Below are 14,973 nucleotides of genomic sequence, written 5' to 3' on the forward strand. Positions count from 1 at the left end.
CCCTCGGCGCCCGCCGTGCCCGCGACCCCCGCCGCACCCGAGCCGCCGAAGTCGCAGTGACGGCGCGTCCCGGCTCGGGACGCCGCGGTCCCGGTCAGGACCTCTCGATTCATTCCTGAATACGTGTCGGCGAGCGCCCATGGCGCTCGCTTTTCTTCATCTTTGTCGGTAAGCGTGAGACCCCATGGCGCGGTACATCTTCATCACCGGCGGCGTGGTTTCTTCCCTGGGCAAGGGGTTGGCCGCGGCGGCACTCGGGGCGTTGCTTCAGGCACGCGGCTACACGGTCCGGCTGCGCAAGCTCGACCCCTATATCAACGTCGATCCGGGGACGATGAGCCCCTATCAGCACGGCGAGGTCTTCGTCACCGACGACGGGGCCGAAACCGACCTCGACCTCGGTCATTACGAACGCTTTACGGGACGCTCGGCCTCCAAGGCCGACAACATCACCACGGGCCGCATCTACCAGGAAATCATCGCCAAGGAGCGCCGCGGCGATTATCTCGGCGGCACCGTGCAGGTGATCCCGCACGTCACCAACGCCATCAAGGAATTCGTGCTTGAGGGCAACGACGGCGTCGACTTCGTGCTGGTGGAGATCGGCGGCACGGTGGGCGACATCGAGGGCCTGCCGTTCTTCGAGGCCATCCGCCAGCTTGGCAACGACCTGCCGCGCGGCCATTGCGTCTATATCCACCTGACGCTGTTGCCCTACATCCCTTCGGCCGGCGAGTTGAAGACCAAGCCGACCCAGCATTCCGTCAAGGAACTGCGCTCGATCGGCATCCAGCCCGACATCCTCCTGTGCCGCACCGACCGTCCGATCCCGCGCGAAGAACGGCGCAAGATGGGCCTGTTCTGCAACGTGCGCGAGGATTCGGTGATCGAGGCGCGCGACGTGTCGTCGATCTACGACGTGCCGCGCGCCTACCATGCGGCCGGGCTCGACCGCGCCGTGCTGGCCGCCTTCGGCATCGAGCCGGCGCCGAAGCCCAATCTCAGCCGCTGGGCCGGGGTGACGGAGCGGTTGGAGAACCCCGAGGGCGAGGTCACCATCGCGGTGGTGGGCAAGTACACCGGCATGAAGGATGCCTATAAGTCGCTGATCGAGGCCCTCACCCACGGCGGCATCGCCAACAAGGTGACGGTGAAGCTCGATTGGATCGAGTCGGAGGTGTTCGAGGGCGCCGATCCGGCCAGCCATCTCGAGCACGTCAACGGCATCCTGGTGCCGGGCGGCTTCGGCCAGCGCGGCGCCGAGGGCAAGATCAAGGCCGCCACCTTCGCACGCGAGCGCAAGGTGCCTTATTTCGGCATCTGCTTCGGCATGCAGATGGCCGTGATCGAGGCGGCGCGCTCGCTTGGTGGAGTGCCGGACGCCAATTCGACCGAGTTCGGTCCCTGCGACCAGCCCGTGGTCGGCCTGATGACCGAATGGATGCGCGGCAACGAGCTCGAAATGCGGGCGGCCGACGGCGACCTCGGCGGCACCATGCGGCTCGGCGCCTTCAAGGCGAGCCTCAAGCCAGGCTCGAAGATCGCCGAAATCTACGGCACCACGGACATCTCGGAACGGCATCGCCACCGCTACGAGGTCAACATGCATTTCCGGGAGCAGCTCGAGGCGAAAGGCATGGTGTTCGCCGGCCTGTCGCCCGACGGCCTGTTGCCCGAAACGGTGGAGCTGGCCGACCATCCCTGGTTCATCGGCGTGCAATACCATCCCGAGCTGAAGTCGCGTCCCTTCGCGCCGCATCCGCTTTTCGCGAGCTTCATCGCGGCCGCGCGCGACCGGTCGCGGCTCGTGTGACGATGCCGCGGGCTCTCGACCACATCGTGTGGCCGACCCGCGATCTCGACGGGCTGGCGGCGGTCTTTCAATCGCTCGGCTTCACGGTCGGGCGGCAGAACCGCCATCCTTGGGGGACCCTTAACCGCATCGTCCAGTTCGACGGCACCTTCGTGGAGCTGCTGGGCTTCGCGGATGATTATGAGCCGACCGGTCCCGAAGCTGCTGCCGAACCTTTCGCAGGCTTTTGCGCGCGCTTCCTCGACCAGCGGGGCCCCGGGCCGGCCATGCTGGTGCTGCGCAGCCAGGACGCCGAGGCGGATGCTCGCCGGCTTGCTGCCAAGGGGCTGGGCCATGGACGCCTGCTGCCCTTCAGCCGCTCGGCACAAGGGCCGGATGGCGCCGACAAGACCGTCGCTTTTACGATCGCCTTTGCGGTTCTACCCGGCCTCCCGGCGATAGGCGCCTTCCTGTGCCAACAGCACCGGCCGGAGAACTTTTGGAGCCCCGCCGCGCAACGCCATGCCAACGGGGCACGCGGGATCGCATCCATCACGGTCGGCGGGCTCAAGCCTGCTGATGTCGGCGCTCAGGCGCTCCGTCGTTTCGCGCAGGCCGATGAGGGGGCTGGGGATGTCCGGCTCGCGGATGGCAGCCGCTTGATGCTCGCCCCTGGGGCGCCGCCGGCCATGATTACCGAAGTTGCGTTTGCGGTGGCCGACCTTTCGGCGGTAGAGCGCCTCGCAGACGCCGCAGGCATCCCATGCCGATCCGATGGGGCCGGGCTTGTGTGCGGCACGGCCGCGTCCTCGGACCGCGACCTCGCCTTTGTTCAGTCGGGTTGAGCGCCGCTCAGCCGCGACCGCGATAGGTCGGCACGCCCTGGTCGGGCAGCCATAGGTCTTCTGGCGGCTTCTCGGTCTGCCAGAACACGTCGATCGGAATGCCGCCGCGCGGATACCAATAGCCGCCGATGCGCAGCCAGCGTGGCGCCAACAGGCTGACGATGTCCTTGCCGATGCGGACCGTGCAATCCTCGTGGAAGGCACCGTGGTTGCGGAACGACGTGAGGTAAAGCTTCAGCGATTTCGATTCGACCAGCCAGTCGCCCGGCACGTAGTCGATCACCAGATGGGCAAAATCCGGCTGTGCCGTCATCGGGCAGAGCGAGGTGAATTCCGGTGCCGTGAAGCGCACCAGATAGGCGGTGCCGGGCTGCGGGTTCGGCACCCGCTCGAGCCGGGCATCTTCCGGCCGCTGCGGGTTCGGCACGTCGCGGCCGAGCTGGGTCAGGTGGGACAGGTCTGTCATGGTCGCACGGCAAGGGGGCGGGAGGTTGCGGTTCCCCTAGCGGGCGTGTCGCCAGGGGGCAAGCGGAAGCGTAGCCTGCATTGACACCCTCGGACGAGGCCCTATTGATGGCGGCCGTTTCGGACCGGGCGGCGCGGCAGCCCGGCATCCGGTTGTTTTGTTCCCGCCGCACACGAGCATCATGGCGCGTCTTGTTCTGAAATTCGGAGGCACGTCGGTCGCGAACCTCGACCGCATCCGCCGTTCGGCCCTCCACGTCAAACGCGAGATCGACGCCGGCCATCATGTCGCGGTCGTGGTGTCGGCCATGTCGGGCAAGACCAATGAGCTGGTCGGCTGGTGCGGCGAGGCGGCCCCGCTGCACGACGCGCGCGAATATGATGCCGTGGTGGCCTCGGGCGAGCTGGTGACAGCCGGCCTGATGGCGATCGTGTTGCAGCAGCTCGGCATCCCGGCGCGCTCCTGGCAGGGATGGCAGGTGCCGATCCACACCTCCGACGCTCACGGCTCGGCCCGCATTCAGGCGATCGACGGCACCGCAATCTTGAACGGCTTCACCTCCGGCGAGGTGGCGGTCGTGGCGGGCTTCCAGGGCCTGCACAAGGACAGCGGCCGCATCACCACGCTCGGCCGCGGCGGCTCGGACACCAGCGCCGTGGCGCTGGCGGCCGCGCTCGGGGCGGAACGCTGCGACATCTATACCGACGTCGACGGCGTCTACACGACCGACCCCCGCGTCGTGCCCAAGGCGCGCCGCCTCGACCGCATTGCCTTCGAGGAGATGCTTGAGATGGCGTCGCTCGGCGCCAAGGTGCTGCAGGTGCGCTCGGTCGAGCTCGCCATGAACCACAACGTCAAGACCTTCGTCCGCTCGTCCTTCGAGGACCCCGCCAACCCTTCAGCCGGCACCCTGATCTGCGCCGAAGAGGACATCATGGAACATCACGTCGTCACCGGCATCGCTTTCTCGAAGGACGAAGCGCAGCTCACCCTTCGTCGCGTCGCCGACAAGCCCGGCATCGCGGCCGCGATCTTCGTGCCGCTGGCCGAAGCCAACATCAACGTCGACATGATCATCCAGGTGGTGTCGGACGACACCACCACGACCGACCTCACCTTTACGGTCCCGGCTGCCGACTACGAGCGCGCCCGGGCCATCATCGAAAAGGCCCGCGAGTCGATCGGCTTCGCCACCATCCAGGGCAACACGGACGTGGTGAAGGTGTCGGCTATCGGCATCGGCATGCGCAGCCATGCCGGCGTGGCGGCGCGCGCCTTCAAGGGCCTGTCCGAGAAGGGCATCAACATCCGGGCCATCACCACCTCGGAGATCAAATTCTCGGTGCTGATCGATGCGGCCTACACCGAACTGGCGGTCCGCACCCTGCACAGTCTGTTCGGGCTCGATCACGCGGCGTGAGCGACACGGGGAAGCCGGGGGGCAGCGCGATCTTCTCCTTGCGGTTGGGATGATCGCCTCGCTATAGCTTGCCCGAAACATTGCGCGGCCGACCACGGCGGCGCGATCGACCGGCGGCGCGCTGCAGCCGGCCTTGAGGGGGTGGAGGGCCGATGCGAGGCTCCTTGGGCGGGCCGCGATTGCTGCTGCGCCGGCTTCGCGAGGTCATGGCGAAGCCGGTCTCAGCGCAGGCGCGCCTCGACGACATCGTGGTGCAGATCGCCTTCAACATGGTGGCGGAGGTGTGCTCCGTTTACGTGCTGCATGCCGACAGCCGGCTCGAGCTCTATGCCACCGAAGGTCTGAAGCGCGAGGCCGTGCATCTGACCACGATGCGGGTCGACGAGGGGCTGGTCGGCCTCATCGCCGCCAAGGCCGAGCCGCTGGCGCTCTCGGACGCCCAGGGCCATCCTGCCTTCTCGTACCGGCCCGAAACCGGCGAGGAGGCCTATCAAAGCTTCTGCGGCGTGCCGATCCTGCGGGGCGGCAACACGCTCGGCGTGCTGGTGGTGCAGAACAAGGCCCGGCGGATTTATTCCGAAGAAGAGATCGAGGTCCTTCAGACCACCGCCATGCTGCTGGCCGAGATGATCGCCAGCGGCGAACTGCAGTCGATCCTGCCGCCGGGATCCGACACGGTTCTCAACCAGTCCCATGCGTTGCGCGGTGTGTCGGTGGCCGAAGGCGTCGGCCTCGGCCACGTCGTGCTGCATGAGCCGCGCGTGATCGTGCGCAAGCTCGTGGCCGAGAACGTCGACAAGGAGGTCGAGCGGCTCGACGAGGCCGTCCAGGCGTTGCGTGACGCCATCGACCGGCTGGTCGACCGCGGCGAGCAGGTCGGCCCGGGCGAGCACCGCGAGGTGTTGCAGACCGTTCGCATGTTCGCGCATGACCGGGGCTGGCTGCGCCGGCTGCGCGAGGCCGTGATGACGGGCCTGACCGCCGAGGCGGCGGTCGAGCGCGTGCAGAGCGACACCCGGGCCAAGCTGCACCGGCAGACCGACCCCTACCTGCGCGAGCGCCTGCACGACCTCGACGACCTCGCCAACCGCCTGCTGCACCAACTGACCGGCCAGGAGCTGGTGGCCAGCCACGATTCGATGCCGGACAATGCCGTTCTGGTGGCCCGCAGCATGGGGCCGGCGGCATTGCTGGACTACGACCGCCACCGCCTGCGCGGCCTCGTGCTCGAGGATGGCGGGTTGACCAGCCATGTCGCCATCGTGGCTCGGGCGCTCGGCGTGCCGGTGGTGGGCGACGTCGCCAATGTGACGAGCCTCGTCGAGCCGGGCGACGCCATCATCGTCGATGGCGGCACCGGCGAGGTGCAGATCCGGCCGACCGTCGAGGTCGAGGCCGCTTATGCCGAGAAGGCGCGGCTCAGGGCGCGTCGCCAGGAGCAATACCGCACCTTGCGCGACCTGCCGAGCCGGTCGCGCGACGGGGTGGCGGTCGATCTGCACATGAACGCCGGCGTGTTGCTCGACCTGCCACACGTGACCGAAACCAATGCTGCCTCGATCGGCCTGTTCCGCACCGAGCTCCTGTTCATGGTGGCGTCGCGCTTCCCGCGTGCCACCCAGCAATATGCGCTCTACAAGAGCGTGCTCGACGCCGTGCCGGATCGGCCGGTGACGTTCCGGACGCTCGACATCGGCGGCGACAAGATCCTGCCCTACATGCCGCGCCTCGAGGAGGAGAACCCCGCGCTGGGCTGGCGGGCGATCCGCATCGGCCTCGACCGGCCGGCGCTGCTGCGCTCGCAGTTGCGCGCCATGCTGCGGGCCGGCGCCGGGCGCGAGTTGCGCATCATGTTTCCCATGGTGGCCACCTTGGCCGAGTTCGACGAGGCCAGGGCCATCGCGCTGCATGAGGCCGCCTGGCTGCAGCGGCACGGCCACGAAGGCCCGAGCGACCTGAAGCTCGGCGTCATGGTGGAGGTGCCGTCGCTGTTGTGGCAGCTCGACGAGATCGTGGCGGCGGCCGATTTCCTGTCGGTCGGCTCGAACGACCTCGCGCAATACATCTTCGCGGCCGACCGCGACAACAAGCGGGTATCGGGGCGCTTCGATCTTCTGTCGGTGCCGATGCTGCGGGCCCTGGCCGCCGTCGCGCAGGCCGGCATTGCCCAGAACAAGCCCGTGACCCTGTGCGGCGAGATGGGCGGCAAGCCGCTCGAGGCGCTGGCGCTGATCGCCATCGGCTATCGCGGGCTGTCGATGGCGCCGTCCTCGATCGGGCCCATCAAGGCGCTGCTGCTGGCCACCGACGTTGCGGAGGTTTCGGCCTTCATGGCACCGCTGCTCGACGGCCGCGATCGCGGCGGCGCGATCCGCGACAAGCTGCGCGGCTTCGCCGAGGAGCGCGGTATCCCCTTGTAGCGCCTTATCACGCGTTCGGCCTCCGTCCTCGGCGCTCCTCCGCTCACCAAGACTGTTTCATGCTGCCCCACGACAAGCTCGATCTGATCCTGCGCCGCCACGAGGAGGTTTCGGCCCGTTTGAGCGAAGGCGCCGACGGCCCTACCTTCGTGGCCTTGTCGCGCGAGCTGGCCGAAACGGATGCCGTCGTGACGGCTATTCAGGCGTTTCGGGCGGCGGCGGCCGAGCTTGTCGGCCTCGAGGCCATGCTGGCCGACCCGAGCCTCGACGCCGAGATGCTGGCCCTGGCCGGCGAGGAACGCGACGCCGCGACAGAGCGCCTGACCGGGCTCGAACAGACCATCCGGGTGGCATTGCTGCCCAAGGACGCCGCCGACGAGAAGAGCGCCATTCTGGAGTTGCGCGCCGGCACGGGCGGCGACGAGGCAGCGCTGTTCGCCGGAGACCTGTTCCGCATGTATGGGCGCTATGCCGAGTTGCACGGGTGGAAGGTGGAGCTGCTGTCGGCCACCGAAGGCACGATGGGCGGCTTCAAGGAGGTGGTGGCCTCGGTAATCGGGCGCGGGGTGTTCGCCAAGCTGAAGTTCGAATCGGGCGTGCACCGCGTGCAGCGGGTGCCCGACACGGAAACGCAGGGGCGCATCCACACCTCGGCCGCCACGGTGGCGGTGCTGCCCGAAGCCGAGGAGGTCGACGTCGACATCAACGAAGCGGACCTCAAGATCGACACCATGCGGGCGCAGGGCGCCGGCGGCCAGCACGTCAACAAGACCGAATCGGCGATCCGGCTGACCCACCTGCCGACCGGCATCGTGGTGTTCATGCAGGAAGAACGCTCCCAGCATCGCAATCGGCACAAGGCCATGGCGGTGCTGCGCTCCCGCATCTTCGACGAGCAGCGCCAGAAACTCGACAACGAGCGGGCCGCCGACCGCAAGTCGCAGGTCGGCTCGGGCGACCGGTCGGAACGCATCCGCACCTATAATTTCCCGCAAGGCCGGATGACCGACCACCGCATCAACCTGACGCTCTACAAGCTCGACAAGGTGATGACCGGCGAGGCGCTCGACGAGGTCGTGGACGCGTTGACGACTGAGCACCAGGCGTCGCAGCTGGCCGCGCAGGGCTGAGGCGCGGCCCTCTCACCCGCGGGGCAGGCGGGACCGCGGCGGCAGGCGCGTGACGTTGCTGCCTTCCGAGGCCCGTGCATCCGCCCTGGCCCGTTTCCAGCGGATCAAGGCGGCATTCAGCTCTCCGCCGATCACGAAGATGGTGGCCATCGTGTAAAGAAATACGAGCGCGATCATTACGGAAGCGAGGCCGCCATAGGTGGACGCGTAGTTGCGGGCGAAATGCTGCAGGTAGCGGCCGAAGGCCATGCTGAACAACAGCGACGCCACGAAGGTGAGCGCGATGCCGGGTAGGATCTGCAGCACCGTCCGTCGTTCGGCCGGCAGCCACTTGTGGGCCACCAGCAAGGCGATCGTCAGCGTCAGGGTGACGAGCCCGTAGCGGGCCGCCGTCACCAGCCCTTCGACCGCGCCGAGCCCCGGAACCGCGGCCAGAACGGCGGACCACAGCAGCGGCGCCAACACCACCAGAAAAGCCAGCATCAGCGATGCGACGGCCCCGAGCAGCACCACCACGATCGACTCGAGCCGGGTCAACCACCAGGGCCGTTTTTCGCGCACTCCGTAGGCGCGATTGAGACCGACCCGGAACGCTTCGACGCCGCTCGACGAGAAATACACCGCCAACACGGCGCCAACCCCCACGATGCCGCTGCGCGGCACGGTGAGCACGTTGTGGATCTCGGCTGCGATCGGGGCCGCCACCTGTGCGGGCCACACGTCGAACAACAAGGTGGCGGCCTGTTCGGCCAGTTGGGCGGAGCCGAGCAAGCCCGCCAGCGCCGTCATGAAGATCAGGAAGGGGAACAACGATGTCAGCGTCGTCAGCGCGATATGGCTGGCGATGGCCCAGCCGTCATCGGCGCTGAACCGCCAGATCACGTCCCAGACGATGCGAACGCCGATGCGCAGCACCTTCTCCGGTTTCGAGCGATGCGGCGACGGATCCACGGGTGAGCTTTCTGCTACGACGGCACGCCTTTAAGCAAGATGGCGTGTCGGAGTCATGGCGTCGAGACCCCGTGTGTCCGCGACACGGCTCCAGATGTGTCTCGCGCCGTAACGGCTGTCCTATTGGCGATGCAGACGCCCTTGCTCGACGCCACGCTGTACTGGGGCCACGTTGATGCGGCCCCGGCCCCTTTACCCGGCGACTTGCAGCAGTCGCCGCGCCGCCGCCCGGGCTTCCTCCGTCACCGTGGCCCCCGCCAGCATGCGGGCGATCTCCTCGTGGCGCGCTTCGCCTTCGAGCGGCGCCACGCGGGTGACGACCTTGTCGTCTCCCTGCAGGCCACCCTTGCTGATCTTAAGGTGACCGGCCGAGCGGGCCGCCACCTGCGGCGCATGGGTGACGGTGAGCACCTGCACCCGTTCGGCCAATCGCGCGAGCCGCTGGCCGATGGCATCCGCCACGGCACCACCGACGCCCGTGTCGATCTCGTCGAACACAAGGGTCGGTGCCGAACCGCGATCGGCCAGCACCACCTTGAGGGCCAGCATGAAGCGCGCCAGTTCGCCGCCCGACGCCACCTTGGTCAGCGGCCCGGGGCGGCTGCCCGGGTTGGTGGAGACCCAGAACTCGACGCGGTCGATGCCATCGGGACCGCCCTCGGGCAGCGGCTCGACCTGGGTGTGGAAGCGTGCCTTGTCGAGCTTCAGGGGCCCGAGTTCCGCCTCGACGGCCGTGTCGAGCGTCGCCGCGGTCGCGTGACGTCCCGCCGACAGACGTGCCGCCACGGCGTCATAGCTCTGCTTCAGGCGGATCACGTCAGCTTCGAGCCCCGCGAGCCGCGCCTCACCGGCATCGAGATCACCGAGCTCATCCTCGAACTTAGCCGCAAGGGCCGAGAGGGCGTCCGGATCGACCTGGAACTTGCGGGCAGCAGCGCGCAGGCCGAAGAGCCGCTCCTCCACCTGCTCCAGCTCGCGCGGGTCGAAATCCGCGTCCCGCAGCGCCTGCTCGAGCGCCGCCGCAGCGCCGTCGAGCGCCAACAGCACGGCATCCAGCGCCTTGATGCCCGGATCGATCAGGTTCGGCGCCTGGCTGGCGCGACGTTCCAGCCGCCGCATGGCGGACGACAGGGTCGTCAGGGGCGATCCGTCGCCGGCGACGCTGTCGAAGGCATCCCGCAGGTCGCCCGCCACTTTGCCGGACTGCTGCATCACGGTCCGGCGCTCCGCCAGGGATGCTTCCTCCCCAGGCTCGGGCGCCAGTGCCTCCAGTTCCTCGCAGGCATGGCGCAGGTAATCGGCTTCGGCGGCGGCCTTGGCGCTGGCGGCCTTCTGGGCATCGCAGTCCGACACCGCCCGACGATAGGCCGCGTGAGCGGCGCGCGTCGCCTCGGCGTCCTCGGTCAGGCCGCCGAACGCGTCCAACAGGGAGCGGTGCGCGGCCGGGTCCACCAGGGCGCGGTTGTCGTATTGACCGTGGATCTCGACCAGCGTGGCCCCGATGTCGCGCAGCGCCTGGGCGCTGACGGGCGCATCATTGACATAGCAGCGCGTGCGCCCGTCGGCCGATTGCACCCGGCGCAGAATCAGGGCGCCTTCCGGCTCGAGCCCGAGGTCGTGCGCCACGCCCCAAACAGGGTGGCCAGGCGGCAGGTCGAACACCGCCGTCACCTGACCCTGTTTCTCGTTGTGCCGCACGAGGCCGCCGTCACCGCGCCCGCCGAGCGCCAGGGTCAGCGAGTCGAGCAGGATCGACTTGCCGGCGCCGGTTTCGCCGGTCAGCACCGTCATGCCCGGCTCGAACTTCAGATCGAGCCGGTCGATCAGGACGATGTCGCGAATGGTCAGCTGGGCCAGCATGGCGCTTGCCCGGGAACGATCAGCCGGACAGACCGATCTTGTGGAAAGCCTGCGAGATCCAGGAACCCTGGTTCTCGTGCGGTTCCAGGCCGTTGTCCTTCAGCAGCGCGTAGGAGTCTTTGTACCACTCGCTGTCCGGAAAGTTGTGACCGAGGATCGCGGCTGCGGTCTGGGCCTCGTCGGTGATCCCGAGACCCATATAGGCTTCCGTCAACCGCATCAAAGCTTCTTCGGTGTGGCGTGTGGTCTGGTATTTGGCCAGCACCTCGCGGAACCGGTTGATGGCGGCGGTGTAGTTCTTACGGGCCAGGTAGAATCGGCCGATCGACATTTCCTTGCCGGCCAGCTGGTCGCGCGCCACCTGGATCTTGAATTTCGCGTCGTTGGCGTATTCGGAATTCGGGTATTTCTGGACGATCTGCTCGAACAATTCGAGCGCCTTTGCGGATTGGCCCTGGTCGCGCGAAATGTCGGGAACCTGGCTATATTGCGACATCGCCTGCAGGTAGAGCGCATAGGGCGTGTCGGGCGTGTTCGGATAGAGCTTGACGTAGCGGGCGCCCGACTCGACGGCGTCGTCGTAGTTGCCGCCATTATATTGAGCGTAGGTCTGCATCAGCAGGCCGCGGCGGGCGTAGTCCGAATAGGCGAAGTCCTTTTCGAGCTGGCCGAACTTCTTCACCGCCCCTTCGGTGTCATGCGCTTGGGTGCGAGCGATACCCTGGTTGTAGATGTCGTCGGCCGGCACGTCCGGCAGGATCTTGGTTTCGTATTTCTCGCCGCTGAACGGGTTCAGGCCTTCGAAGGTCGAGCAGGCCGCAAGGGGAAGGGCGGTCGCACCCAGGCAGATCACGCGCAGCGCGATCCGCGACCGCCACCGAAAGCTCGTTTGTCCGCTCATGCCTCTACAACAACCTGCCGGTTCGATTGGGGGGACCGCGCGGAACCGATCGGCGCTCCGGCGGACATCCGGGCCCAGAGGCCAAACAATTGTGTCAAACCTGCGCGCATCAGGGTTTCAGAAGCCTTAATGCGGGGGATGGTACCACAAACCGTGGCCGCGTGGCCCTGAAGACACTGAAGGCCCGGCGCAACGGCCGGGCCTTGTCATCAAAGCGTTGGAGTTGCTCAGCTCGCCTCGACCGCAAAGGCCGGCATCGGTGAACGGCCGAAATCCGCAAACAGCGGCTCTGCGCGGGCCGGCGCCTCGACATATTCGAAGGACGAACGGTCGGCGAACATTGCCTGGAGGACCAGGAAGTTCATCTTGTGGCCGGGGCAGAAGGCCCGGTAGGTGCCGACGATGGGGGCACCCGCGAGGGCGAGGTCGCCCACCGCATCGAGCATCTTGTGGCACACGAACTCGTCGGCCGACCGCAGACCTTCCGGGTTCAGGATGCGGTTGTCGTCGACCGCGATGGAGTTCTCCAGCGAGGAGCCGAGGGCGAAACCGAGCTTCCACAGCTTCTCGACGTCGCGCAGCATGCCGAAGGTGCGGGCCCGCGAGATTTCGCGGCGGAAGCGCGCCGGCGTCAGCTCCATGGCCTTGCTCTGGGCGCCGATCACCGGCACGGGGAAATCGATGGCGACATCCATGTGGAAGCCGGAGGCGGCCGGCCGCAGCTCCGAAAAGGAGCGGCCATGCTCGACGCGGACCGGCTTCAGAATCTTGATATAGCGACGCGACGCCGACAGGGTCTTGATCCCGGCCCAGTCGATGGCGGCCACGAAGGCCGAGGCCGAGCCGTCCATGATCGGCACTTCCGGCCCGTCGATCTCGATCGACAGATTGTCGATACCGAGGCCCATCAGGGCGGCCATCAGGTGCTCGACGGTTGAAACGGCGCCGCGCGACGGGTCGCCCAGCACGGTGCAGAGCTCGGTGGTCGAAACCCGGCTCCACTTCGCCTCGATGGTGCGCTCGGCGCCGTTCGGCAGGTTGGTGCGGATGAAGCTGATGCCGGAATGGGCCGGCGCCGGATTGAAGGTGATGGAGACGGGAGCGTTGGAATGGACGCCCTGGCCGGAAACGGTGACGCTCTTCTTGAGAGTTGTTTGCCGTCCCAGTTTCATTCCGTACCACTCCGTTTGCCGCTCGGTGCCGGATCCCTCCCGCGGAGGTTCGGATCGTGCCGGCGACAACGCCACATTCAGCAACAGCAAACTACCGCGGGGGGCAGGCAAGGCCAAATCACGGTTTTTTACGCGCTGTTACAGATAACGGGACGTATTGTTGCGGCCGTGTTGCCGTAAATGAATTGTCAATAAAGAAAAACGCCCGCATGACGCGGGCGTTCGAGAGTCTAAGTGTGTGACGTGTTTGCGTCAGTTGGATTGGCGGCGCAGGAACGCCGGGATTTCCAATTGATCGTCGTCCACATGGCGCGTGGCCGGAGCCGGACGTCCGTGCTGATCGGGCGCCACATGGCGGGCGACCGGTGCTTGTTGCGGGCGCTTGGCATAATCCGCATGGGCTTGGGCCGGAGGCGCCTGATGATTGCCGTAGGTCGGTGCGCCGAGCTGGGCCGGGGCGGTCGGGCGTCCGGTCGCCGGGATGGCTTTGCCCGCCACCTCGTCCTGACGGCTCATGCCGAATGAGGCGAGGCGCTCGAGCAGCGTACGGCGCTTCGACTCGGCTGGGCTCTGGTCGGCCTGTAACTCGCCGCGATGCGAGCGGATCTGGTTCTGCACCGGCAGCGGCAGATCCTCGACCTGCGGCATGCGGGGACCGCGCTGCGGCATGGTGGGCATCGGCGGCACGAAGGGGCCGCTTTCCATGTGCTCGACGCGGGTCGGTGCAGGCGCCGCGGGAGCATAATGCACCGGCTTCGGCGGCACGGCGTGGATCTCGACGTCGGCCGGCATGTGGGGCGGCGCATAGTGCTGCGGGGGCGCCGACAAAGCGTAGTGCTGCTGCGGGGCAGGGGCCTGGGCCGGCATCGGGGCGGGCTCCTGGTAGGCGACCGGCTCCATCTGATGAACCGGCGCGGACGGCGCCGGCAGCTCGGCGTGACGGGACGTCTGGGCCCGAAGCCGCGACGCCACTTCGGCGATGCGGGCTTCCGTGAGGTTGCCGTCCTTGCCGGCCAGCGGCTGGTCGATGCCGGTGGCCACCACCGACACCCGCACCAGGCCATCGAGGCTCGGCTCGAAGGTGGCGCCGAGGATGATGTTGGCTTCGTCGTCGACTTCCTGGCGGATGCGGCTCGCGGCCTCGTCGACCTCGTAGAGCGTCAGGTCGTTGCCGCCCGTGATGGAGATCAGCAGGCCGCGTGCGCCCTTCATCGACACTTCGTCGAGCAGCGGGTTGGCGATGGCCGCCTCGGCCGCCATGATGGCGCGCTTGTCGCCCGTGGCTTCGCCGGTGCCCATCATGGCCTTGCCCATCTCGCGCATGATGGCGCGGACGTCGGCAAAATCGAGGTTGATGAGGCCTTCCTTGACCATCAGGTCGGTGATGCAGGCGACGCCCGAATACAGCACCTGGTCGGCCATCGAGAAGGCGTCCGCGAAGGTGGTCTTCTCATTGGCGACGCGGAACAGGTTCTGGTTCGGGATGACGATGAGGGTGTCGACGGCCTTCTGCAGCTCGTTGATGCCGGCTTCCGCCACCCGCATGCGGCGCTGCCCCTCGAACTGGAAGGGCTTGGTGACGACGCCGACCGTCAGGATGCCCATGTCGCGCGCCGTGCGGGCGATGACCGGGGCGGCCCCGGTGCCCGTGCCGCCGCCCATGCCGGCGGTGACGAAGCACATGTGGGCGCCGGCGAGATGGTCGCGGATCTCCTCGATGGCCTCTTCCGCGGCGGCGCGGCCGACCTCGGGCTGCGATCCGGCGCCGAGCCCCTCGGTCACCTGCAGGCCCATCTGGATGATGCGTTCGGCGCGCGACGACGTCAGCGCCTGCGCATCCGTGTTGGCCACGATGAAGTCGACGCCGACGAGGCCCGACACGATCATGTTGTTGACCGCGTTGCCGCCCGCGCCGCCGACGCCGCAGACCATGATGCGGGGCTTGAGCTCCCGCAGACCTGGAACCTTAAGGTTAATGCTCATCCTCGGCCTCTTCGCGATCTCGCCGGCCAGTCC

11 protein-coding genes are annotated in these 14,973 nt (G+C 67.5%); 5 read left to right on the forward strand and 6 right to left on the reverse strand.

Annotated elements, in window-relative coordinates; translation table 11 throughout:
- Positions 1 to 184 precede the first annotated feature (184 nt).
- Together P7D22_RS13785 and P7D22_RS13790 are read left to right on the forward strand one after the other, a co-directional pair.
- Positions 185 to 1,813 (forward strand): CTP synthase, encoded by a 1,629-nt coding sequence (locus tag P7D22_RS13785; RefSeq protein ID WP_319934825.1) that lies wholly within the window; start codon positions 185 to 187, stop codon positions 1,811 to 1,813.
- Between the two features lie 2 nt (positions 1,814 to 1,815).
- The gene (locus tag P7D22_RS13790; protein ID WP_319934826.1) at positions 1,816 to 2,637 is read left to right on the forward strand and encodes a VOC family protein; all 822 of its coding nucleotides are present in this window, start codon (positions 1,816 to 1,818) and stop codon (positions 2,635 to 2,637) included.
- 7 nt (positions 2,638 to 2,644) lie between these two features.
- Here P7D22_RS13790 and queF read toward each other — a convergent pair whose 3' ends face one another.
- Positions 2,645 to 3,103 (reverse strand): preQ(1) synthase, encoded by a 459-nt coding sequence (gene queF, locus P7D22_RS13795; protein ID WP_319934827.1) that lies wholly within the window; start codon positions 3,101 to 3,103, stop codon positions 2,645 to 2,647.
- A 181-nt stretch (positions 3,104 to 3,284) separates the two neighbouring features.
- Between queF and P7D22_RS13800 the strand changes: the two genes are divergently transcribed.
- The 3 genes from P7D22_RS13800 to prfA all read left to right on the forward strand — a co-directional run bounded on the left by P7D22_RS13800 (position 3,285) and on the right by prfA (position 8,073).
- Positions 3,285 to 4,523, forward strand: coding sequence for an aspartate kinase (locus P7D22_RS13800; protein WP_319934828.1), 1,239 nt, complete (start codon positions 3,285 to 3,287; stop codon positions 4,521 to 4,523).
- A 152-nt stretch (positions 4,524 to 4,675) separates the two neighbouring features.
- Positions 4,676 to 6,943, forward strand: a complete 2,268-nt coding sequence (gene ptsP, locus P7D22_RS13805) for a phosphoenolpyruvate--protein phosphotransferase (protein WP_319934829.1) — start codon at positions 4,676 to 4,678, stop codon at positions 6,941 to 6,943.
- A 59-nt stretch (positions 6,944 to 7,002) separates the two neighbouring features.
- Positions 7,003 to 8,073, forward strand: a complete 1,071-nt coding sequence (gene prfA, locus P7D22_RS13810; protein ID WP_319934830.1) for a peptide chain release factor 1 — start codon at positions 7,003 to 7,005, stop codon at positions 8,071 to 8,073.
- Between the two features lie 12 nt (positions 8,074 to 8,085).
- Here the strand turns inward: prfA and P7D22_RS13815 are convergent, their stop codons facing one another.
- The 5 genes from P7D22_RS13815 to ftsZ form a co-directional block, all read right to left on the reverse strand.
- Positions 8,086 to 9,024 carry a YihY/virulence factor BrkB family protein gene (locus tag P7D22_RS13815; protein ID WP_319934831.1) on the reverse strand — a complete coding sequence of 313 codons (939 nt, stop codon included), beginning with the start codon at positions 9,022 to 9,024 and terminating at the stop codon, positions 8,086 to 8,088.
- 192 nt (positions 9,025 to 9,216) lie between these two features.
- A complete protein-coding gene (gene recN, locus P7D22_RS13820) occupies positions 9,217 to 10,884 on the reverse strand; it encodes a DNA repair protein RecN (RefSeq protein ID WP_319934832.1) in 1,668 nt (555 codons plus the stop codon).
- 19 nt (positions 10,885 to 10,903) lie between these two features.
- Positions 10,904 to 11,785 carry an outer membrane protein assembly factor BamD gene (locus P7D22_RS13825; RefSeq protein WP_319934833.1) on the reverse strand — a complete coding sequence of 294 codons (882 nt, stop codon included), beginning with the start codon at positions 11,783 to 11,785 and terminating at the stop codon, positions 10,904 to 10,906.
- Between the two features lie 227 nt (positions 11,786 to 12,012).
- On the reverse strand, positions 12,013 to 12,957 hold the full coding sequence (gene lpxC / locus P7D22_RS13830; RefSeq protein ID WP_319934834.1) for a UDP-3-O-acyl-N-acetylglucosamine deacetylase: 945 nt from the start codon (positions 12,955 to 12,957) through the stop codon (positions 12,013 to 12,015).
- 252 nt (positions 12,958 to 13,209) lie between these two features.
- Positions 13,210 to 14,940, reverse strand: coding sequence for a cell division protein FtsZ (ftsZ, locus tag P7D22_RS13835; RefSeq protein ID WP_319934835.1), 1,731 nt, complete (start codon positions 14,938 to 14,940; stop codon positions 13,210 to 13,212).
- Positions 14,941 to 14,973: the final 33 nt, after the last annotated feature.

The sequence above is a fragment of the Lichenihabitans sp. Uapishka_5 genome, from assembly GCF_033947565.1.
Classification (GTDB): Bacteria; Pseudomonadota; Alphaproteobacteria; order Rhizobiales; family Beijerinckiaceae; genus Lichenihabitans.

Bases quoted from the DNA above. Each gene is read 5' to 3' on its own strand.
- P7D22_RS13790 (WP_319934826.1), top strand. From the start codon at position 1,816: ATGCCGCGGGCTCTCGACCACATCGTGTGGCCGACCCGCGATCTCGAC.
- ptsP (WP_319934829.1), top strand. From the start codon at position 4,676: ATGCGAGGCTCCTTGGGCGGGCCGCGATTGCTGCTGCGCCGGCTTCGC.
- queF (WP_319934827.1), bottom strand. From the start codon at position 3,103: ATGACAGACCTGTCCCACCTGACCCAGCTCGGCCGCGACGTGCCGAAC.
- P7D22_RS13825 (WP_319934833.1), bottom strand. From the start codon at position 11,785: ATGAGCGGACAAACGAGCTTTCGGTGGCGGTCGCGGATCGCGCTGCGC.
- lpxC (WP_319934834.1), bottom strand. From the start codon at position 12,957: ATGAAACTGGGACGGCAAACAACTCTCAAGAAGAGCGTCACCGTTTCC.
- P7D22_RS13800 (WP_319934828.1), top strand. From the start codon at position 3,285: ATGGCGCGTCTTGTTCTGAAATTCGGAGGCACGTCGGTCGCGAACCTC.
- recN (WP_319934832.1), bottom strand. From the start codon at position 10,884: ATGCTGGCCCAGCTGACCATTCGCGACATCGTCCTGATCGACCGGCTC.
- prfA (WP_319934830.1), top strand. From the start codon at position 7,003: ATGCTGCCCCACGACAAGCTCGATCTGATCCTGCGCCGCCACGAGGAG.
- ftsZ (WP_319934835.1), bottom strand. From the start codon at position 14,940: ATGAGCATTAACCTTAAGGTTCCAGGTCTGCGGGAGCTCAAGCCCCGC.
- P7D22_RS13785 (WP_319934825.1), top strand. From the start codon at position 185: ATGGCGCGGTACATCTTCATCACCGGCGGCGTGGTTTCTTCCCTGGGC.